This window comes from Flammeovirga sp. OC4 (genome assembly GCF_000812565.1).
In the GTDB taxonomy this organism is placed as follows: Bacteria; Bacteroidota; Bacteroidia; order Cytophagales; family Flammeovirgaceae; genus Flammeovirga.
The window spans coordinates 1-22,826 of the sequence record NZ_JTAM01000065.1; the positions used below are offsets into that span (position 1 = coordinate 1).

Consider the following 22,826-nt stretch of genomic DNA (forward strand, 5'->3'; position numbering starts at 1 on the left):
CGCTTTTATGACACTCATTGCCATTACATTATTGGACCGTTTTGTGGTAGAGCAAAATATTGTCAATCCTAAAATTCTCAATACAAAGATCGATGAAGCAATCATCACACTTCTCAAACAAAATGATGAGAATAGCAATCGAGACAGTATTGACATGACTATTTTCTGTGAGGATATTCAAAGTAAAACAATAAGCATTTCAAGTGCTAAAAGAATGTACTTTAGAAGTTCTGATTATGGAGAACTAGAAGTAGTAAAAGGAGATCGTTATACTGTTGGTGATTGTTCTGTAGAGCATAAAGTATTCACAAACAAAGAGTATGAAAGAAAATCTGGTGATCGTTATTATTTCTTCTCGGATGGCGTAACAGATCAATTTGGAGGACCTAGAAATAAAAAATTAGGTTCTAAAAATCTGATCCGGTTCCTTAATACTATTCAATCAAAACCTCTTTTCCAACATCAGAGTCTATTGGAGGATTTTCTGTCAGATTGGATGAAAGACGAGCAACAAATTGATGATATTATTATTACAGGCCTTGAAATAGCATAGTGGTAAACATAGTAGGGTTTTATGATTAATAATTATAGGACCCTACCATTAACTTATTTCCTTCCTGGTCCAAGAGTTCTAATAAAAAGTCTCCATTCTTATTTTTTTCATTCGATACTCTCACCTCAAGGTCAGTACTTGGTAACTTCACCGGTCTGATAAATTTTACGCCCATTACTTTCAGATTTACGTCTAAACTATTTTGAATCATCTCATATACTTTAGCGTACATCCCAAAACCGTGTAGGATTGTACTTTTGAAAGGAGTGGCTTTTGCAATGAAATCTACCCAATGTAAGGGGTTCAAGTCACCGGTTAAAATTCCGAACTCAAAACCAGCATTTTTTTGAACTGACCATTTACCTATTGATCTATAGGTCAAATTTTCTTCCTCTGACTTTCTAGCACCCGTTTTCTGTTTTTTACCAATAATAAAAGAAACAAATAGTGTTACTTCAATGCATAGTACATCCTTTTCAAAAATCATCATTTTCTGACGTACTTTAGCTCTACCATTCTCTTCCTCTACACTAACGATTTCAGTTTTTAAATCAATATCATGAACTCCCGATAAAATATGGTGACTTCTGATCTCTACCCCTTGATTAATAATTTTAGCTAGAGGATATTTTAATTGATTCAGAACATTCAAGCCAAATGAAAGTCCAAATTGCGATAACATATGAGGAGGTAAACCATTATACCTCTCTTCTTCAGCACCTGCCCATTTTTTATAGACTTCTTGTAAACTTTTTGAGGGAGGTGACACTCTTTTAGTCTGTAGGCCTGTAAAATTACCCGATGTTTTTTTAAGGAAGGGAAACATAGTTTGAACAAATGTTCTTCCTACTACATAAAGCATTGGACCTTGTTGTAAAAGATATTTTTTGGAAACTTTCATCTGATAATTTAAATAAAAAACACATATTCAAGATGTTTTATATACACCTCAAATATGTGTTCAAAATTAATAGAATAAGAATGCAATCAAAAGATATCTTTTAAAACCTATAAAAGACTTTCCCAACCGCCTGCATTATATACTTCCTTAACTCCAGCGGCCTCGATTAGGGCTTTAGCTACCCCTGCTCTTCCTCCTGATAAACAACATACAATAAGAGGTGAGCCTAATTTCTTCACTTCATCTATTCTTGATTGTATCTCATTTACAGAAATATTTATTGAGCCATCAATGTGACCCGCATCAAATTCTTCTTTGGATCTTACATCCAATATTTTTGCACCTTCAGCTCTTAATTCGTTAATATTCATAGTGTTTTATTATTTATTCTCAACATTTACTTATACAAATATAATAGGTGATAAATAACACAACTGTAACAAATATCACATTGACAAAAGTTCAATGTCCAAAACAAAAGATGTATTGAAAGGTTTAGTGAACTGTTAATGCCTTTTCTAAATCTTCTATAGAAGGAGCAAAAGAATATCCTCCAGAAACAGCAGTAGAAAATTCCATAATTCTATCAGAAACTTTATCCTCAGTATTTCCAAGCATTCTTTCTAATTGAATATCCACCCTAAAAGGATCACATGTGTATGCAATGAAAAACAATCCTTTTTCTAATGCAGAGCCATATGGAAAAGACCTACGCCAAATTTTCATCGCAACACCGTTATGTTTTGCATCTGTTCTGGAAACATGGGAGTTTTCTGGCATATCATCACCCTCTAACTCGATACTTTCCTGTTTTGTTCGCCCAATGATTTTTTCTTGTACTTCTACAGGTAAGTGATTAAATTTTTCTAGATTATGTACCCATTTTTGATGAAAAACAAAACTACCGTTAGCTCCAATTTCATTTGCCGGAATAAGAGCGGCGAGGTATTTCTTTTCTTCCTTTGGATTTGCAGAACCATCGACAAAACCTGTTAAGTCTCTATGATCTTTATACACAAAACCATTTTCGGAAAGCACTACATCAAAAATACCTTTCAATGTTTCCTCAATTACTAGAGTAGTATCCAAAACTGCCGATTGATCAGAACCTAATACTCTAAAATAAAGATCTGCTTGTGTTGATGGCATCTGATAACCATTCTTTCCATCTAATGTCTTGAAGTCATTGAAATTATCTAAAACAACGTCTGATAACATTGACCATAATTCCTTTCCGAATGAAACTACAACATAGATGTTCTCAACATTACGATTTAATATGATATGAATTGCTTTTCTGATTTTAGTAAGGTCTTTTTCAACTAATTTGTACTCAGATACATTAAAGCAATTCGCATTATCAGTAAATATACCTTCTTGATAATTAGGCATTTCGGTGTGATTAAATTAAATGATATAATATATTTTGTTAAAGATAAGGGCTCAGTTTGTCTTTTTATGGTGATAATTATTAGCAAAAAAACTAAGCTTCTTAAAAATTGTCATAAATTTTATTAATTCACTTAATCAATTGTTTAACAAAGCATTCTATTACAAAATAGTGATATTTTTTTTTGTTATATTGCAATATTGCAACAATATCTATTATACATTTTTAAACATCACATGTTGACTAAATTATTATATACAATTTTCATTTTACCTATCACATTGCTGCCTTTTAGGGTACTTTATGTTTTTTCAGATGTACTTTATTTTATACTCTATAAAATACTTAGATATCGTACATCTGTGGTTCGTGAAAATTTAAAGAATTCTTTCCCCGATAAATCAATTGAAGAACTAAAACACATAGAAAGTGAATTTTACAAACACCTATGTGATATAATATGCGAAAGCTTTAAAGTCTTCAATATTAAAAAGGATGAAATATTTGAGAGATGTGTTTACAAAGACCTAGATTTATTAGAAAAATATAAAGACAGGAACTTGTGCATTGTAGGTGGTCATTATAATAATTACGAATATGCCGCTACCACATCAACGGGTTGGGTTGGAAGACAAGTGAGTTGCTTATTCTCGAAATTAAGTAACCCATTTTTTAATAGTAGAATTACTAAATCAAGAAGTCAGTTTGGTTTACAGATGATTCAGAAAGATTTTGCAAAAGAGTTCATCAACAAAAAGCATGATGAACCTTTCAGCTTAATTTTCGGTGCTGACCAATCTCCTACTTTCAGTAAAAATGTCATTTGGACTCATTTCTTAAACCAAGAGACCGCTTGCTTTTTTGGACCAGAAAAATATGCCAAGGAAAATGATATGGTTGTTATTTATACAAGAATAACTAAACCGAAAAGAGGTTATTATGTCGTTAATTTTGAAGTGGTCACTGAGAATCCTCTACTAGAACCTCACGGTGAAATTACGGTAAAACATAACCGAATATTGGAAAAGGATATTATCAACAATCCTCAATATTGGTTATGGACACATAAAAGATGGAAAAGAGATAGAAAGCCTGAAGAAGAAATCATAACTTCCTCTGTTGCTTAAAAAAAACTCCTTGAATTTAATAATTCAAGGAGTTTTTTTATTATTTACCTAGCACCAGAAAACTACCGTTTAGTAAGTTTTCTTTATTATACCTGAAAATTTCTTCTTCAGTATTACCTACATAAACAGTACCTCCTGCAGCTTCAACTACTGCTTGACCTGCAGCCGTATCCCATTCCATAGTAGGTCCATGTCTATAATAAAGGTCTGCCTTTCCTTCAGCAACCATACAGAATTTTAAAGAACTACCCACTGACATTGCATCAGTTACTTGGTATTTTTCTAGAATTTCCTCTTCAGCGGGGTTAGCATGAGATTTCGATCTTACCGCAACACGGTTTCCTGCTTTCCATTCCACTTTGATTGGGTCAAGAATACCTTTTTCACCTTTCTTAGCTCCTACTCCATCAATACCAACATAAATGACATCTTTAACAGGAACATAGATTACACCTAATACTGGTTTTTTATTTGAAATTAATGCAATGTTTACAGTAAATTCTCCGTTTCTGTTGATGAACTCTTTTGTTCCATCCAATGGATCTACACACCAGTATGTTTCCCAATCTTTTCTTTCGTCGTAAGACATTTCCTTACCTTCTTCCGACAAAATAGGGAAGTCATAGTTCGATAATCCCTTCATGATTACTTCATGAGAGGCTTTATCCGCAAGTGTTAGAGGTGAGTTATCTGATTTCACTTCTACACCTAAATCCTCTTGCTTATAAATTTCTAAAATCGCATGCCCTGCGTCAACAGCAATCTGAATTATTTCTCCAGAGATTTTTTCTAAATCCATTGTAAGTGTTTCGTTTAATTTATTTTCGGAATATTAGACATCAAAAATAGAGCTAACAATGGATAGAAAAAAAATATTTTACATCAAAACGTGTGGACGAGTAGGTTTTAATGCATCAGGTAAAGGAATATTGCCTAATTCATCTTTGATATTTATTTCAATAGTTCTTGAAAGAGTAAGCATTGGGGTATCAGAGGATTTATCTTCAAAAGGGTCTTGCAGATAAGTTGCAATCCTTTCGATAACTAAAAATGCTAAGGCTAATGTAAGACTCGTTACCAATAAAACTAATCCGTTCGTCTCCACTAAACCATAAGGAACTGAAAATATGAATAAGTAAATTAATATTTCCAATAACAATGTATACATAGACGGAAAAACCGTATTTTTAATACGTTCACACTTACCCATCGAGTCCGTTAATTTTGATAGAGTCTCATCTAGTTGAACAAGTTGATATGTGTCAATGTAACCCTCATTATAGAGATCTCTCAACATTTTACCTTGTGTAAATAATAAAGAATTTGGAACATTTTTACTCTTCATCAACTTAGGTAATTCATCTTTAGGAACTAAACTTCCAATATCTTTTAATGTATCTTGTTTTCTAAGGTGTCTTGCCAATGAATAACACCATGCGGCCTGTCGAAAAGCCATTTCAATTACTACATCTTTTGTCTTAGGATCGGTTTTTACAAAAGTCATTAATTGACGTACCCACGATCTACTGTCGTTGACAATGGCTCCCCAAACCATTCTCGCCTCCCACCATCTCTGATAGGATGAATTGGTTCTAAAAGCTAATAATAATGAAATAGCTGTACCAGGTACAGTGATAATACCTAAAGGCAAGCTTAAGTTGTTTAATAGGTGCTCATCATCTAAAATTGAGAGAAATAGCATGTAAATGGTGATAATTAAGGCTGAAAACCACAAATCACTAACTAACCTATTCCAAGGGATATACAGTCTTGTTACCATTTAATTTAAATGTAATTCTTAATGAAAAAGTATTGGTATGTTTTTAAACTATGATTTTAATTTAGAACAATACACTCAAAAAAAATAAAGAAAAATATCTTCTCATGTAATGAATGGAAGTTTTTTATTGTTTAAACTAAATAATTCAACAAATTCTTTTTTTCAATCAATATTCTTACACCAAAGAACTATTTTTTACAATTCACAAATCATTTCGAATTACAGCTAACTAAAACTATATCACACCATTCACGAAATGTATTATTACATGATAATCAAGGATTTAAATAACAACTCAAAATTTATTATTTTGCATAATGACAGAACTATTTTATTTCTATTGTTATAATTTCCATAAATATTAATTCACTCTAAATTATTTCTTTACTGTACTTGAATGGGCTTGTTTTATCTATTTTATTAAATGTCCAACAATGAAGCTTGTTTTCTGTTTTAAGGTTTCAACAAATTACTTTCAAAAGTAAATTTAAAACAATAGCAAGGTTCTATTCTGAACAAACCCAATTGTGCTTTTAAACTATAATTTCTCTTTTAACTGAAAACATCATGTATAAACTAGTAAAACTAGGTTTACTCACCTTGTTGCTAATTGGATTTGCTTGTCAAACCAAAATCAACGAGCAGGTTGTTACACCCAAAAATACAACTGATCAAAAATCAAATATAAGAATGCCATTTAGTCAAAAGGTATATCTTTTAAACAATAAAAACGGGTATTCAGACCTCTACGAAGTAAAATACGATTTTCAAGGACTTGGTTCTTCTACTCTTCTAAACCACCTCAAAACATTTAATGGTCATTCACATATGACGGTTTCTCCAGATGGCGAAACACTCGTTATCGTTAATAACGGAAAAAATAAAAAAGGAATTAATGAAGGAAAAATATTCTTCTATCAACCAGAAAGCGGTGCTGAAAAAAGTTTCAAACTTAGGAAAGCAAATGGGAAAGGTGTAGTGAGAACTGACAAAAAAGTTGGGATTACACAAGTTGATTTTGACAGGAAAGGAAGGTTATTTATTGCTGGTGGTTTCTATGAAGTGGTTCCTACAAGGAGTTTATCAAATGGCAAACTAAAGGCAGTTTCTTTTAATTCGGATATCCGAGAATGGTGGGATTTTGCATCACTCCAGGGCTCAACAATGGAATACCTAACAACAAAAAACTATCTAAGAGTTGCTGCAAATGATATGGTAATTGCTGAAGATGAGGATGACGATGATGATCAACTTACCAATGATTATTTCAGCAACGATCAGGTTTCTACTTCTTTTAATCCAAATTCAAAATTAAAGTTTAAGGGAGGAGATATTACCTTCACACAAAGTAGTGTTGAAACTGGAGGTTTCGAAGAAGAACATTTAATCACATTTACTCGTGCGTATGGTGGAGCCGCTATAAAAGTAAAAATTGGTATGGGAACAAATGGCAAACCCAAAGTAAATGGGGAATACCTGTTCAATATCGATAGAAAAGTAACAGGAGCGGCATTAATGGGTGATAATCATGTTATAGTTTCCACTGCTGGGAGAAATGCATTTAAAATCTACTCGCTTGATGGTGATATAATTGCTTCTCCTAGCATTACTTTCACACAAGAGACCATTGACAAGGGGAAAAACTTCACTAAGACATCAGCGGGTGATATGGCATGTACTCAAGTTTTTGATTTGGAGGGTGAAAGTGGCACAGATGGTTTGGTTACTGATAGAGTAATTCGTAACCCTGGTGGTGCAAATGACGATGCTTGGTTTCATGAGTATTGGAACTTGGCGGAAATGAAACTCTACCGACCTAATTATTCTTATGATGTCACACCTGATGATATGCCTGACGTCAGTAAAGACCAAAGAAAAAATTCAGCAAACGCTGACATTGCAGACCTAAGAGAAAGACCAAAATTGTTTACTTCACTTGGAGGAAACGGAGGGTATGCTATTATGAAATTCCGAGCTCCTACTGTAGTCACAAACTCAACTTATATACAAGTCGTTGAAACCACCTGGGGAAGAAGTCCTGATTACGAATATTATAAAAAAGACAATCAAGGTGTATATTATGAGGACAACTCAGCAATTCAAAGAGCATGGAATTCTTACTCCGAAAGAGCGAAAGTATACGTTTGGGTAGCTTCTGATGGAAAACAACCAAGATACATCAATGACAGTTGGATTGGAGATACAAATAGTAGTAGCAACATGGGACAATGGATAGAAATAGGTACAGCAAGGTTAACAAATAACATTTTCCCTCTAGCTCATATTGCAGAAAATACAAACGGTCTAAACTACGGAGATGTAATTCAATGGGTTAAAATAGTAGATCACGAAAGTGAGGAAAGTGATTGTTTTGATATCAATTTTGTTTCTGCTTTTTCTAATTATTGTGAAGATTATGGAGCTGGTAACTTTGATAATATAGTAGATAAAAATGCCTTTGTCAGTAGATACCTAAGAGGGTATAACTATGCCGACCGACTAGATCAACATAACGAAGAAGGTCTTGTTACTTTCACTAATAATCCCAAAAGTGTACACCATAGTTTTATGAATAAAGACTTTGGAGATAACGTCATGGTAGTAAATGCTGCACAAAATGACAATTCTAATAGAAATTCTCATAATCAACCAGGCAACGCCGATGATTCCAGAACATTCTTCAAAGATTATATTCCAGTATTGGCAGGAGAAACTTATTACTTCTCCGCTGAAGTATTGAATGTCATCCAATGGGGCGACCTTAATGATCCACTTTTAGATATGTATATTGATTACAATATTGGATTCAATAATGCCAATAGGGTTTCATTAGATCAACCTCTAAACCTTGTAGAAGGAGACTATTGGCAACAGATGTACCTTGAGTTTACCGCCCCAGCAAGTGGTATAGTGACTATTGGTATTGCTGAAATAAGTGATAAATGGCTCGGAAATGATTTTGCCATTGACAATATATCATTTAGTTGTACACCTCCTGTATGGCAGCGTGCCAGTCCATGTCTTGAAGTGTTGAAAATTAATTTTGAAGATAACAATGATGCTCCTTTTACATCAGAATATGCGTTGGCTTCCAATACTTCAAATTCGTTGATTCCTCAAGGAAAATATATCATAACAGATGATCCTAGTTTTAATCATTTTTATTTCACCACTTTTGAAAACACATCAACAGCAATGATTGTCAATGGGTCTATTAGTTCATCAAACCCTGCCGCTTTAAGTACCAATGTAATGGTGGAAAGTGGTGCACGATATACACTGTCTGTTGATTTAGGAGACATTAATATCAGTAATGATTCAGACATCAATTTGATTGTGACAATAGATGGAGTGGACTACCCTCATCTAGTACCAGATGTAAGTGGAAGTGCGACCAATGCTTGGACTACTTTTGAGAAGTGTTGGACTTCTAACTTTACAGGGTCCGCGACTATTTCAATAAGGACCGACAATAACGGTGCTGGTGGAAATGATTTTGGAATTGATAACTTGATCGTTAAAAAAGATTGTTCAGATTGTCAGTAGTTTAATTTAAGCTTGCAAACACAAAAAGGGAATTACATAATTGTGATTCCCTTATTTTTTTGTAGTTTTTGTAATTCAATTTAAATAGGAATACATGAATTACGATTTTAATAAAATATACGATAGAGAAAGTACCTATACTGTTAAATACGGTTTGAAAAAACAGTTATTTGGTACTGAAGATATAATACCACTTTGGGTGGCAGATATGGACTTGGCTGTAGCACCTGAAATTGTAGAAGCATTACAAAAAAGAGTCAGTCATCCTATCTACGGGTATACTATGCAAACGGATGTTTTTTGGGAATCTGCACAAAATTGGATCAAGAAAAGACATCAATGGGACATTGCAAGAAATGAATTTGTATTTGCACCCGGAATTGTACCTGCACTTGGCTTCCTAGTCCAAGCCTTCTCTGAGGTCAATGATAAAGTAGGAATTTTCACTCCTGTTTATCCACCTTTCTACGAAAATGTGCAAAAGAATGAGAGGGAACTCATTACTTTTTCATTGCAAAATAAAGACAACCGATATTTCATTGATTTTGATGAAGTGGAAGATGCAATGAAAAATGGTCTAAAGTTGATCGTTTTCTGTAATCCACACAATCCCTCAGGTAGAATGTGGAACAAAGCAGAATTGAGCCAATTATTAGATTTATGTGAAAAATATGATGTCAACATCATTTCTGATGAAATTCATGCTGATCTTACCCTTTGGGGAAATAAACATATTCCTTTTGCCTCTATTTCTGATATTGCAGAGCAGAGAGTAATTACTTGTATGGCTCCTTCTAAAACGTTTAACTTGGCAGGCTTAAATTGTGCTTATCTCATTTTTAAAAATGAAAAATTAAAAGCGAGATACCTTCGATTAGTGCAACATTTACACTTTGACTTTGGAGGAACTTTTGCCACTGAATCTATGATCGCTGCATACACTCAAGGAGAACAATGGTATCAAGGGCTTCTTCAACATATTGAACAAAACATTTCGTATGTAAAAGAAAAACTCAATCACTCTCCCATCAATGTAATGCATCCTGATGCGACCTACCTCCTATGGTTAAACTGTAAAACATTAGAACCAAGTGGTACTTTACTTAAAGAATTTTTCTATAAAAAATGTAAAGTTGGTGTTCAAGATGGAAGGCAATTTGGAGTAGATGGCACTGGGTTTATGCGATTGAACACCGCAACACCCTTCCCAATTCTTGAAGAAGCAATCAATAGAATTACAAATTCTCTTTAAGAAGGCGTAAAATTCATTATTTTTATAGTAAATTATATTAGTACTCTCTTAAAAATAATGTGAAACGAAGTTTTCAGAGAAGATATTGAAGCGACATGGAGAAAATTTATATTGAGTTACGACTTGAATTAGTTTACTCCTGTCTAATCGTTTCCTTCCTAAAACACTATTTCCGAATAAATTTTTCTGATATAAAAACTTTTTAAAACTAGTTTAAGAATGAAGATCTTCAATCACTCATTACCATTTTTTTTCATTACAATGCTTCTATTTTCTTGTAGCGATGATGATACTCCGGCAACAGTTGAACCTTACTTTGAGGATAATCTGACATTAGATACTTGGGAAGATAAAGGCTCTTATTTCAATCCTAGTGGATGGGAAACATCTAATGCCGGAACTTCCATTGTAGGTGTATTCAATGCTACAGAAGAAAAAACTGATGTAGTGAAAGGAAGTGCAGCAAAACTAGAAACTGCAAAAGTCATTTTTACAGGAATCGCCGCCTCTACTTTTTACACTGGAGCATTTGAATACAATTCAGCTGACCCCGCAAAAAGTGCAATTCTTGGTGTTCCATACACAAAGAGACCCAAAAGTATGTCATTTCATTACAAATACACTCCAGGCGACTTGTATGAGCAATACGTTAATACTACAGGAACTACCATTGTAGGAACTGATTCTTGCCTAGCCTATATGTATCTCCAAAAAAGAGAAGGTGATAAAATAGAAAGAGTCGGTACTGCTGCGATGCAGAATAGTGATATTGTAACAGATTGGACTGAAAAGAAATTAACCGTGCAATACGGAGAAATTCAAAACCCTGAGCCTGGCTTTAGACTTAGAGAAGACGAAACGGGATGGGCTGATGCTACTGCAACTCCAACTCATGTTATCATTGTATTTACTTCAAGTAGTGCTGGTGACTTTTTTAGAGGTGCAGTTGGGAGTGTGATGTATGTGGATGAAATTTCAATTGAATATTAACTATGAAAAACTTTCTTTTTGCTTTAATAACCCTAGTAATAACCCCTTTCTTGTCCTATAGTCAAGAAACTCAAAATACCGATCAAAAATGGAATGTAGGAGCAAGAATTGGATTTAACTTAGGAGCATCTGCACCATTTTATTTCCAAGATATGCCTGACCGTTTTGAGTGGAATACAAGCTTCAATCCTACTATAGGTATCTACGGAGATTACAAATTAGGGAACCCTAGACAATCACTAAGAATAGAATTACTCTATACTCGAAAAGGGAATAATACAACGGCTAATGTCACCGACCGCTACTTCAAATTCGGTGATAACAATGAAGGGTCTGTCACTGGAGAAGTTTATACAGAAATAGATCTTCATTATATTGAATTACCTATTCAATTCCGATTACCACTCAGTAAAAAAGATAATGGTTGGTATGGCATTGCAGGAATTTACTTAGCTTATATGATGAATGGATCCTTCGATGGGAAAGTACTACAAGGTAGTATTTTAACAGACGATACAGGCATGAGTGCCGAAGTTGGAAGAGACACCCCTTATGATTATAGTAATGACCTTGTTAATTTTGATTGGGGTGCACAATTTGGAGCACAGAAAGAAATCAACAAGTTTACAATTGACCTCCAAATATCATGGGGATTCAATGGCATTTTCCCGTTCGGGTATGAAACTGTTGATCCCAATTTGTTTAACTTATATGGCAAAATTGGAGCAACCTATAGATTGTATTAAAATTAGTCATAAAATAATAAAGCTCGATCCTATTCGTAAAAGGATCGAGCTTTAATTCTTTCATTCTTTTAATTTTATAAAGTAGAAGGACAGACAAGTTCCGTCGTCTTAATTCCTGCTTCCTTGATAGCTTTAAAACCTCCTTTGACATCTATGATATTTTCAAATCCTCTCGATTTCAAAATTGACGAGGCAATCATAGACCTATAACCACCCGCACAATGGATATGGTACGTTTGCGACCTGTCTAAATCAGACCATTCTGTATTGATAAAATCAAGTGGTTTATGTACTACTTTATCACTATCAATATGTTCCGATTTATACTCACCATCCTTACGAGCATCAATTACCGTAATATCTGTAGAAAGCTTATTTTTTAACTCCTCGGCTGAAATAGAAACAATCTCATCCACTTCTTTACCAGCATTTTTCCAAGCTGCTATTCCACCTTCTAAATACCCCAAAGTATTGTCATAACCCACTCTTGATAATCGAGTGATCACCTCTTCTTCCTTGCCTTCATCTGCAACAATAACGATTGGCTGTTTTAAGTCTAAAATTAAGGCACCAACCCATGGAGCAAAGCCTCCATTTACTCCAATATTGATAGCATTTGGAATAAAAGCATCTTTAAAAACTTGAGGGTCTCTTGTGTCTAAAACCAAAGCACCTTCTGCATTTACAACTTCCTCAAATAATTGAGGATTTAAAGCCACTGTTCCTTTCTCAAGAATAGTATCAATATTTTCATATCCCTCTTTATTCATTTTTACATTCTGAGGGAAATATTGTGGAGGAGTTGTTAATCCATCTGTCACTTCTTTGATAAACTCTTCTTTAGACATATCACTTCTCAATGCGTAGTTGGTTTTCTTTTGATTTCCTAAAGCATCAAAAGTTTCCTTACTCATGTTTTTCCCACAAGCAGAACCCGCTCCGTGTGCTGGATAGACAATCACATCATCATTTAAAGGCATGATTTTATTTCTCAAAGAATCAAAGAGCATCCCTGCTAAATCTTCTTGAGACAAATCTGATTTCACTGCCAAATCAGGTCTACCAACATCACCAATAAAAAGTGTATCTCCTGAAAAGATAGCATAATCTTTCCCCTCTTCATCAATGACTAAAAATGTAGTCGATTCTTGCGTGTGCCCAGGCGTATGTAAAACTTTAATAGTAATATCTCCTATTTTAAACTCCTCATTGTCTGAAGCAATATGGGCATCATAAGTTGTTTGAGCAGTGGGGCCAAAAACTATTGTAGCACCCGTTTTTTCTGCTAAAGAAACATGACCAGAAACAAAATCTGCATGAAAGTGGGTCTCAAAAATGTATTTAATTTTAGTGCCTTCTTTGTCTGCTTTTTCAGTATAGGGCTTTGTTTCTCTTAATGGATCCACAATTGCAGCCTCACCTTTTGACTCAATATAGTAAGCACCTTGAGCCAAACAGCCAGTATAGATTTGTTCAATTTTCATGATATAATAAGTTTATATGTTTAAAATCAGTATGATGTTTATATTTTTCTTTCTTCAAATTCGTTGGATTGAATCGCTCTTTCAAAGTTAAGCGTTATTTCTTGTTGATTACCTTTCTGATCAAAAAAATCAATCGCATTTTGAACATCTAAGAAAAAATGATTTTTCCCTAAATTTTTGATAAACCCTACCCGATTTAAGAAATCTCGTACAGGTCCAATCATATCAGAGAAATATGTTTTAATCTTCATTTGTTGTAATTCGAGAATTAAATCCTCTAATACAGACAACGCCGTAGAATCGATATTAGACACACTTCCGAAATGAAGGACAACCACTTCTAAAGTATCTTTCTTTTTTTCGACCTCTTGCAACACAAATTCATAAAAGTGATTACAATTTGCGTAGTACATTTGAGCATCCTGACGAATGATCAAAACATCGTCACGTACCTCAACATCACTAAAACGATTTGTATTTCTATATTCATTACACCCCTTCAGCTTCCCTAAAACAGCGATATGAGGCATGGCTGTACGTCTTACTAACAATAACAAGGATAAGATCATTCCTGAAAGAATACCTATTTGAATTCCAAAAAACAAGGTTACCAGAAATGTAATGGTTAACATATAGAAATCTTCCCTCTTTGTTTTCCATAATAACCTTGGGTATTCTGTATCAATTAACCCATACACTGCCACCAAGATAATTGCTCCTATGATAGCCAAGGGCAATTCTTCAAAATAGGGCGTTAAAAATAATAGTGTAAACAGTAAAATAACGCCACTAATTATATTTGCTAAATTAGTTATTGCACCTGATTGTTCATTCACGGCTGACCTACTGAAACCTCCAGTGGTATGAAAAGCACCTAAAAATGAACCTATGATATCACTTAAACCCAAAGCAATAAACTCTCTGTTATTTTTGATTTTATATTCATTTTTATGCTTGAGTTGAAGTGCTTTTGAAACAGAAATAGATTCCATATAAGCGATCAATCCAATAATAGCCGATGCAGGCAATAATTGTAGTATAAGATCCAGCTTAAAGTTAGGAATTTTCAATACCGGTAAACCACTAGGTATACTACCCAAAACTTTCACTTCCAAATGGAAAAAATACATTATACCCAAACCAAATAATACCACCACTAATGAACCCGGAACCTTTTTTAACCATTTCTTAGTGAAATGAATAATAAACAAGCCCGAAATACCAATTAAAATGGATTGCACATTAAAAGCATCAAATTGCTGAACTGTTGCCCATAAAACTTCTAAAGCCGTTCCTCTAGCGGTCAATTCAACTCCAAATAGATTTTTTAATTGATCAATACCAATGATAAAGGCTGCCGCCGATGTAAAACCGCTAATCACAGGCTTACTCATGAAATTCACCAAGAACCCTAATCGGATCAACCCAAAAAACACTTGAAACAATCCAATCATTAAAGTAAGCAACAGTACTGCCTCAATGTAATTGTCTGAAGAGACTGACGCTATGGAAAAAACCGTTGCTGCGATCAACATAGAGTCAATGGCTACCGGCCCTACAGAAACATGTCTTGATGTACCTAGTAGAGCATAAATAAATTGAGGAACCATGGCCGCATACAATCCATAAACCGCAGGCATTCCAGCTAAACTAGCATAGGCCATCCCTTGTGGGATCAACATAATGCCAACCGTCAGTCCTGCAAATAAATCTCCGGAAAGATATGACTTCTTATAATGTTTGAGCCAAGGTGCTATCGTAAAGTGTTTTTGCATTTGAGTGTTATTATCTGATGCAAATGTGGAAAAAGAAAATGATAGTTAATGTAACAATCGTCACATAAAATTTATTATTACTCCTTTTTATTTCAACTATACAATTGAAACACGTAGTACAGTATTAATGCTAAAATTAATGACGAAATTAAATAATGATAGTAGGGTGTTCATGAACTGAATATTATTTTGGAACATCATGCATAAAAGACTAATATATATTTAATAAAATGTATTTTGATGACAATTAAATTCAAATAATCCAACTAACTTACGCAGTCATAATTCTAAATATATACACACCTATCTGCCGCTTTGTCAGTAAAACTGACATTTCTTAGGCATATTTTACATTGGCACACTTCATGCAAAAAAGGCAATGAAGATCTTTATTCTTCAAGACTTTTTAGAATAATAAAAATTACAAAAACAGATAAATAAAAAATGTCACAAGTAAACATTAAACCCCTAGCAGATAGAGTTTTAATTGAGCCTGCAGCTGCAGAAACTCAAACAGCATCAGGTCTTTTTATTCCTGACAATGCGAAGGAAAAGCCTCAAAGAGGTACTGTTGTAGCGGTTGGTAATGGTACTAAAGATGAGCCTTTAACTGTAAAAGTTGGTGACACTGTCATTTATGGTAAGTACTCGGGAACTGAATTAAACGTAGACGGAAGTGATTATTTAATCATGCGTGAGGCTGACATTTTAGCAATCGTATAATTGAAATAATACATCTTGAAGGAATTTCCCTTCATTATTTAATAAACATAATTTCAACAGAGAATTTATTGTTCTCTAAAAAATATAAAAAATATCATGGCAAAAAATCTTCATTTCGATACTGAAGCAATCGAAGGATTAAAGAAAGGTGTTGACGCATTAGCGAACGCTGTAAAAGTTACTTTAGGACCAAAAGGACGTAACGTAATTTTAGAAAAATCATTTGGATCACCTCACGTAACTAAAGATGGTGTATCAGTTGCTAAAGAAATCGAATTAGCAGAGCCAATCGAAAATATGGGTGCTCAATTAGTAAAAGAAGTAGCTTCTAAAACTGCTGACGAAGCAGGTGACGGTACTACTACTGCTACTGTATTGACACAAGCGATCTTCACTACAGGTATCAAAAACGTTGTAGCTGGAGCGAACCCAATGGACTTGAAACGTGGTATCGACAAAGCGGTTAAAGCTATCGTTGGTGAATTAAAGAACGTTTCTAAGACTGTTGAAACAAACAAAGAAGTTGAGCAAGTAGCCACTATTTCTGCCAACAACGATGCTGAGATCGGTAAAATGATCGCTGAAGCAATGGAAAAAGTAGGTAAAGATGGTGTAATCACTGTTGAAGAAGCAAAAGGTACTGAAACTGAAGTAAAAACAGTGGAAGGTATGCAATTTGACCGCGGTTACTTATCTCCATACTTTGTGACTAACACAGAGAAAATGGAAGCGGATATGGAGACTCCATATATCTTAATCTATGACAAGAAGGTTTCTACAATGAAAGAATTACTTCCTGTTTTAGAAGCTGTTGCTCAAACTGGTAAGCCATTAGTAATCATCGCTGAGGATGTTGATTCTGAAGCTTTAGCTACTTTGGTAGTCAACAAAATCCGTGGTGCATTAAAAGTTGCAGCTGTTAAAGCTCCAGGTTTTGGTGACCGTCGTAAGGCAATGTTACAAGACATCGCTATCTTAACTGGTGGTACTGTAATCTCTGACGAGACGGGTATGAAGCTAGAAGATGCGACTATCGACATGCTTGGTACTGCTGAGAAAGTAATCATCGACAAAGACAATACTGTTGTTGTAAATGGTGCTGGTTCTGCTGAAGCTGTTGCTGCTCGTGTTGCTGAGATCCGTGTTCAAATCGAAAACACTACTTCAGATTACGACAAAGAGAAATTACAAGAGCGTTTAGCGAAGTTAGCAGGTGGTGTAGCAATTATCTACATCGGTGCTGCGACTGAAACTGAAATGAAAGAGAAGAAAGACCGTGTGGATGATGCTTTGGCAGCTACACGTGCGGCAGTTGAAGAAGGAATCATCGTTGGTGGTGGTACTGCTTTATTACGTGCTTCTGCTGTTCTTGACGCAGTTGAAACTGCTCACCCTGATGAAGCTATCGGTGTTCAAATCATCAAAACTGCTATCCAATCTCCTTTAAGAACGATCTTAGGAAACGCTGGGTTAGAAGCTTCAGTTATCGTAAACAAAATCTTAGAAGGTGAAGGTAACTTCGGTTTCAACGCTCGTACTGAAGAGTACCAAGACTTAGTTGAGGCTGGTGTAATCGACCCAACTAAAGTAACTCGTTTAGCTTTAGAGCACGCTGCTTCTGTTGCTTCATTGTTATTGACTACGGATTGTGTAGTTTCTAATGAGAAGGAAGAAGGTGGTGCTGCTGCCGCTCCTGCTATGCCTCCAATGGGTGGTGGTATGCCAGGTATGATGTAAGAATTCATCAAGTAGTTATATATAAAAAGAGTTTGCTTCATTATTTTGAGGCAAACTCTTTTTTGTGTTTCTATAAATGTACACGATGTACATTCGATTTTAATTTTTAACTGAAATACCTTTTGATAATAGCCGAACTAAACGGTGGATTTTCACATCAATTTTTTCAAGGTTATCTTTTACTACTTTTAATAAAGTATTTTTTTCTGCTGGGGACACATCAACGGTTTCAAAAAGCTCAAATACACCTAATGAGGTCGATAAATCACCTCTTAAATTATGAGATGTATAATCTAAAGCGCGTGTTAAAACAGCGTTTTCATTTTCAATTTTATTGATATAGGAAAACAGTTTTGATTCATCTGAATAAATGGAAACGATTAAACCACAAGAGAGCTTTTGAACTCTATTGGTTCTGTACAAAGTCGTCTCATTATCCACGACATAACCTTTTATTGGCATTTCAGAGGGGACTCCGGTTTTGTAAACTTCTTCAAGAATTTCTATAAGTCCAAATTCAAAAACATTCGGGAAGATATCGTGTATTTTTTTTCCAATCACATCCAATCCTTCCACGCCATCCATCATTTTACCTGATGGGTTGTAATACACAAATTCGTAATTATTTTTACTCAAACGTTTATAAACTGCTACCCCAAGTTTACAGTTTTCATAAAAATTAAGTAGCTCTTCATTCATATTTTGGAATTATTAATCATGTTGTAGGGGTTAAGAATATATTAAAAATAACATTATTCACTACAAAATGAAAGAGTTACCAGCTAAATCGCGACGAATTGCCCCTTATTTATAAACATTATTGAACAGAAAATAGAACTTATAGGAATAAATCACTAGCGATCTGATCAGCGAATAATTTCCCGGATGAAGATAAAATGAGCTTATTCTCTTTCCAAACGAGCCATCCTGCATCATTCATTTTTTCTAATTCTTTCTTTTTCTCTTCTTTAAGATCGAATTGATATATATTTTTCAAATGCTCTGTATCACACCCCCAACTAGTTCTGAGTGTTGTCAGAAGATACTCGTTGATACCATCTTCCCTAGTGAGATGTTCTACTTCACAATCTAGTTTATGATGGTTAAGAATAGATTTATAATATTTTGGATTATTAGAAACATTGTATTGCCTTCGCTTATGACCATCAAAGGAATGAGCTCCAGGACCTATTCCTAAATAAGGTTTACCCTGCCAATACGAACTATTATGTTTAGAATAAAACCCTTCCTTAGCAAAATTTGAAATCTCATATTGTTCATACCCTTTTCTTCTTAAGGTTTGAACCAAGTATTCAAACTGTTCTGCTGCAAACTCATCTTCAGCAGGCTTAAATTTCCCTGTTTTTGACCATTGGCCCAAAGCCGTTTTAGGTTCAACGGTTAAACAGTAAGAAGAGATATGAGGCACATTTAATTCTAAAGCTGTCGCTAGATCGTTTTCCCAAATCGAATGATCGGAAGCAGGTATTCCATAAATCAGATCTATAGTAAGGTTTGAAAAGCCTGCATCTTGAGCCATTTTGACACACTGCTTACTTTCTTCAGCGTTATGAGCTCTATTCATCATTTTCAAATGAGGTTCATGAAACGATTGGAGGCCAATACTCAATCGATTCACCCCTAGCGATGCCAGTTCTTTTAATTTTGAGGTTGTCAAATCATCTGGATTTGCCTCTAGTGTCAACTCTAGGTTTTCACTATCAATAGTAAAGTTTTTGTTGATTCCTTCTAGTAAATTTCCTAATTCTTGCGTAGATAAGATGGATGGCGTGCCGCCTCCAAAATAAATTGTTTGAATTTTTTCAGAAAGAAAACCCTTTTGCATCTCGATTTCCTTCAACATGGAATCCAACACTAAATCTTTGGTTTTCAAAGATGTACTGAAGTGAAAATCGCAATAATGACATGCTTGTTTACAAAAAGGAATATGTAAATAAATCCCGCTCACAATTTTTTTTAAAAATATTTGATTTTTTTTGTCTATGCTCCAACTTTGATTGTCTATATATAAGAATACAAAATATGTAAAGAAATTATATATACACACTCTATTCATTTGACGATAATATTGTTTAGAAACACCTTTTATTAAGGGTGTTTCTTTTTTTTATTGCTCGCCTTCTACTGACATTCCTCTTGTGATACAGACTTGTGCCAAAATATAAGTCAGCATTATATATACTTCAGAAATATCTACAGACTGAAAATTCTTATAGCCAATCATCATATCAGATCCTATAAATAATAAGCCACCCAAACAGGTTAACGCCCCCCATATGTTTTTCTTTCTGATCATTCTTATAACCGTAAAAGAAAACATGACAGAAATGACAATACTATACATAATGATTGGCAAAGCCATCACTTCATTATTTCCACCTATCTGATTTCCTAAATACCCACCAACGAATAGTAAAGGGAGTGTAACAATAAACAGCCATTTATAATTTCCCTTCACACTAGAAAAAAATAAAGCAATGATATACAATAAATGACTCACTAAAAAGCAGAATAAGGCAATCATCATAATGTCTTGGTCTTCATTGAACATCATATATAAATCGCCTAACCAAGCAAAGAAAAAACCAATCATCATACTTTTATAGATAATTGAATTTTCAGACTTTTCCTGCCAAGTAGTGGAAAAATAAATTGCAATAAAAGGTATGATAAAGGGTTTTGAATAAATAATAAGAATATCACTATCGATATAATTACCATATAGATTGAGTAATGAAATACTTATAAATAATAACCAAAATACATTTTTCTGTGATCTGTTTAATGGTTCTTTTACTGCTTTTGATGATTCTGACATTCTAAACTTTCTTTTCTATATCCTTTATTTCTGTAATCACTTATTCAACTGCTTTTAAAACTACGTCTGTAGATTACATATTGCATCGAACTAAAATAAAAAGACTTTGTATATTATCCTTAAAGAACAATATACAAAGTCAGTGTTAGATCTAAATTTTAACGATTATTATTCCCAAGGCTTCTTGTTTGCCTCTTCGTCACTCATTGCCTCCACTTTATCTCCATTGGAAAGTGTTTCCGAAACGACTCTAAAAGGACCTCTTACCACAACATCTCCTTCATAAATACCATCAACAATTTCGATATTTTCAAAATCACTAACTCCTGTTTTGACGATTCTTGCTTCTACTTTTTGAGATTCTTTATTGTAAACAAATACAACTTCTTCCAATTCATTATCTTTCGCATCTTTAGCGATTTTTACCTCTCCCTCCTCTTTCTCTTTTTCAGCATTAGCTTCTTCATTTTTTTCCAATTCAAACCTCTTTCTTGTGGTTACAGCTGTTAATGGAACAATCCAAATATCCTTTTTCGTTTGAGTAATAATATCAACACTTGCCGTCATCCCTGGTCTAAATGGCGATTCAGAGCTTTTGTTCTCTGCCAACAAATTTGAATATGAAGAAGGTAGTATTCTGATTTTCACCTCAAACTCAGTCACAACATCTGTACTTGTTGTTTCATTTGCTGAGTTGGCAATAGCTGTTACTATACCTTTAAATTTAAGATCTTGATAAGAGTAAGCATCAACATCAATAATAGCGGTATCACCTTCATGAATACGAATGATATCATTTTCGTTTACATCTACTCTAGTTTCCATTTCAGCAAGGTTTGCAATACGCATCAACTCCGTAGCTGACATTTGACGCGCACCTACAACCATTTCACCTTTTTCAACGGATAACTTGGAAACAACACCAGACATTGGTGCAAAAATCTTTGTCAACATCAAACTTTCTTTCGCATCATCTACCTGTGCTACTGCACTTTTCACGGTATATTCTGAAGCTCTTACACTTTCTTTTGCAGCTTTCAAGTTCGCTTGGGCAATTTCATAATCTGCTTTACTATTTTCATAGTCTTGATCAGAAATCACCTTATCTTTCCATAGGTTCTCATTTCTTTTAAAAGTCAATTCTGCTTGATGCAATCTTGCTTCATTTTGGGCTTCATCAGCTCTTGATCTCGCCAACTGTGCTTTTTGAGCGTTTAAGGATGCTCTTGCTTGATCTAAGGCCGACTGAAAGTTATCAGGTCTAATTTGTGCAAGTAATTGTTTGGTGTTTACGGAATCACCTTCTTGAACATACAGCTCTCTAATTTCGCCAGAAACCTCAGAAGAAAGGTTTACTTCATTGATCGGTTGTACCCTGCCTGAAGCAGATACTTTTTCGGTAATTTTTCCTTTTGTGGCTACCGCAAATTCAACTTTGGTAACAACTTCTTTATTTTTGTTGTAAAAATATCCTACTATTCCGATGATAATGACTGCTATTCCGAGGCCAATATAAATTTTAGTATTCGATTGTTTGCGCTTCTTAGCCATATTGCTCTAAAAGTTTTCGACAGATTTGTTAATTTTGATCTATTTGAATTTAAAAAAGTAAATTAATAGAATACTTTCAAAAGTACTACGTTATAATAGTATAACTTTTACCATTATGTCTATTTATCGTAGTTTATTTGATCTGATGCTCGGAAAATGGATTCGTTTTAACAATAAAGACTATCCTTCGGGTAAAATAATAAAAATAAATTCTGCTTGGATTGATTACTTAAATACCTATCAATTATCCATTACTATTGAACAAAGTACTAAAGAAACCTCCATTGTAAGAATTCCGTTAGAAAATGACTCTGAAGACTTTTATATCAAATTCTTAAGAGGTAGTCTTGGAACATTATTCGATTCTGACAGAGAACTTGAGGATAATTTAGTTTGCTAATCAGTTGGTTATTATTTTAGGATTAAAAACTT

At 34.2% G+C, this 22,826-nt stretch carries 20 protein-coding genes; 9 read left to right on the forward strand and 11 right to left on the reverse strand.

The genetic code is table 11. The annotated features are described in order from the left end of the window. Window positions 1-553: PP2C family protein-serine/threonine phosphatase (locus tag PL77_RS23465; RefSeq protein WP_044210920.1), on the forward strand; the 553-nt coding region annotated here is incomplete at its 5' end. Window positions 554-578: 25 nt separating this feature from the next. Here PL77_RS23465 and PL77_RS23470 read toward each other — a convergent pair. The 3 genes from PL77_RS23470 to PL77_RS23480 form a co-directional block, all read right to left on the reverse strand. After that, window positions 579-1,454 (reverse strand): MaoC family dehydratase, encoded by an 876-nt coding sequence (locus PL77_RS23470; RefSeq protein WP_044210921.1) that lies wholly within the window; start codon window positions 1,452-1,454, stop codon window positions 579-581. Between the two features lie 107 nt (window positions 1,455-1,561). After that, window positions 1,562-1,825 carry a rhodanese-like domain-containing protein gene (locus PL77_RS23475; protein ID WP_044210922.1) on the reverse strand — a complete coding sequence of 88 codons (264 nt, stop codon included), beginning with the start codon at window positions 1,823-1,825 and terminating at the stop codon, window positions 1,562-1,564. Between the two features lie 124 nt (window positions 1,826-1,949). Continuing rightward, window positions 1,950-2,846 (reverse strand): Dyp-type peroxidase, encoded by an 897-nt coding sequence (locus tag PL77_RS23480; protein ID WP_044210923.1) that lies wholly within the window; start codon window positions 2,844-2,846, stop codon window positions 1,950-1,952. 234 nt (window positions 2,847-3,080) lie between these two features. Between PL77_RS23480 and PL77_RS23485 the strand changes: the two genes are divergently transcribed. Continuing rightward, window positions 3,081-3,971, forward strand: coding sequence for a lysophospholipid acyltransferase family protein (locus tag PL77_RS23485; protein ID WP_044210925.1), 891 nt, complete (start codon window positions 3,081-3,083; stop codon window positions 3,969-3,971). Window positions 3,972-4,011: 40 nt separating this feature from the next. Here PL77_RS23485 and cysQ read toward each other — a convergent pair whose 3' ends face one another. After that, the gene (cysQ, locus tag PL77_RS23490) at window positions 4,012-4,770 is read right to left on the reverse strand and encodes a 3'(2'),5'-bisphosphate nucleotidase CysQ (RefSeq protein WP_044210927.1); all 759 of its coding nucleotides are present in this window, start codon (window positions 4,768-4,770) and stop codon (window positions 4,012-4,014) included. Between the two features lie 78 nt (window positions 4,771-4,848). Then, a complete protein-coding gene (locus PL77_RS23495) occupies window positions 4,849-5,751 on the reverse strand; it encodes a bestrophin family protein (RefSeq protein WP_044210928.1) in 903 nt (300 codons plus the stop codon). A 567-nt stretch (window positions 5,752-6,318) separates the two neighbouring features. Between PL77_RS23495 and PL77_RS23500 the strand changes: the two genes are divergently transcribed. From PL77_RS23500 to PL77_RS23515, 4 genes are all read left to right on the forward strand, one after another. After that, complete coding sequence (locus PL77_RS23500) at window positions 6,319-9,297, forward strand: hypothetical protein (RefSeq protein WP_044210930.1); 2,979 nt, start codon at window positions 6,319-6,321, stop codon at window positions 9,295-9,297. 94 nt (window positions 9,298-9,391) lie between these two features. After that, window positions 9,392-10,549: a MalY/PatB family protein gene (locus PL77_RS23505; protein ID WP_044210932.1), complete on the forward strand. Its 1,158-nt coding sequence runs from the start codon at window positions 9,392-9,394 to the stop codon at window positions 10,547-10,549. Between the two features lie 219 nt (window positions 10,550-10,768). Next, entirely contained in the window at window positions 10,769-11,539 is a 771-nt protein-coding gene (locus PL77_RS23510; protein ID WP_044210933.1) for a PCMD domain-containing protein, read from the forward strand. 2 nt (window positions 11,540-11,541) lie between these two features. After that, window positions 11,542-12,285, forward strand: coding sequence for a porin family protein (locus tag PL77_RS23515; RefSeq protein ID WP_044210935.1), 744 nt, complete (start codon window positions 11,542-11,544; stop codon window positions 12,283-12,285). Window positions 12,286-12,359: 74 nt separating this feature from the next. On the opposite strand, the gene PL77_RS23520 is transcribed toward PL77_RS23515, so the two are convergent. Further along, on the reverse strand, window positions 12,360-13,769 hold the full coding sequence (locus PL77_RS23520) for a rhodanese-like domain-containing protein (RefSeq protein WP_044210937.1): 1,410 nt from the start codon (window positions 13,767-13,769) through the stop codon (window positions 12,360-12,362). Window positions 13,770-13,807: 38 nt separating this feature from the next. Then, window positions 13,808-15,544, reverse strand: a complete 1,737-nt coding sequence (locus PL77_RS23525) for a SulP family inorganic anion transporter (RefSeq protein WP_044210939.1) — start codon at window positions 15,542-15,544, stop codon at window positions 13,808-13,810. 444 nt (window positions 15,545-15,988) lie between these two features. On the opposite strand from PL77_RS23525, the gene groES reads away from it, so the two are divergent. After that, on the forward strand, window positions 15,989-16,267 hold the full coding sequence (groES, locus tag PL77_RS23530) for a co-chaperone GroES (RefSeq protein WP_044210941.1): 279 nt from the start codon (window positions 15,989-15,991) through the stop codon (window positions 16,265-16,267). Between the two features lie 96 nt (window positions 16,268-16,363). After that, window positions 16,364-18,004 carry a chaperonin GroEL gene (groL, locus tag PL77_RS23535; RefSeq protein ID WP_044210944.1) on the forward strand — a complete coding sequence of 547 codons (1,641 nt, stop codon included), beginning with the start codon at window positions 16,364-16,366 and terminating at the stop codon, window positions 18,002-18,004. 99 nt (window positions 18,005-18,103) lie between these two features. On the opposite strand, the gene PL77_RS23540 is transcribed toward groL, so the two are convergent. The 4 genes from PL77_RS23540 to PL77_RS23555 form a co-directional block, all read right to left on the reverse strand. Then, the gene (locus tag PL77_RS23540) at window positions 18,104-18,703 is read right to left on the reverse strand and encodes a hypothetical protein (RefSeq protein ID WP_044210945.1); all 600 of its coding nucleotides are present in this window, start codon (window positions 18,701-18,703) and stop codon (window positions 18,104-18,106) included. A gap of 139 nt (window positions 18,704-18,842) precedes the next feature. Continuing rightward, complete coding sequence (gene hemW, locus PL77_RS23545; RefSeq protein ID WP_044210963.1) at window positions 18,843-19,973, reverse strand: radical SAM family heme chaperone HemW; 1,131 nt, start codon at window positions 19,971-19,973, stop codon at window positions 18,843-18,845. A gap of 159 nt (window positions 19,974-20,132) precedes the next feature. Further along, window positions 20,133-20,843 (reverse strand): lysoplasmalogenase, encoded by a 711-nt coding sequence (locus tag PL77_RS23550; RefSeq protein WP_044210947.1) that lies wholly within the window; start codon window positions 20,841-20,843, stop codon window positions 20,133-20,135. Window positions 20,844-21,011: 168 nt separating this feature from the next. Continuing rightward, window positions 21,012-22,394, reverse strand: coding sequence for an efflux RND transporter periplasmic adaptor subunit (locus tag PL77_RS23555; RefSeq protein WP_044210948.1), 1,383 nt, complete (start codon window positions 22,392-22,394; stop codon window positions 21,012-21,014). Window positions 22,395-22,509: 115 nt separating this feature from the next. On the opposite strand from PL77_RS23555, the gene PL77_RS23560 reads away from it, so the two are divergent. Further along, entirely contained in the window at window positions 22,510-22,794 is a 285-nt protein-coding gene (locus tag PL77_RS23560) for a hypothetical protein (RefSeq protein ID WP_156152509.1), read from the forward strand. Window positions 22,795-22,826: the final 32 nt, after the last annotated feature.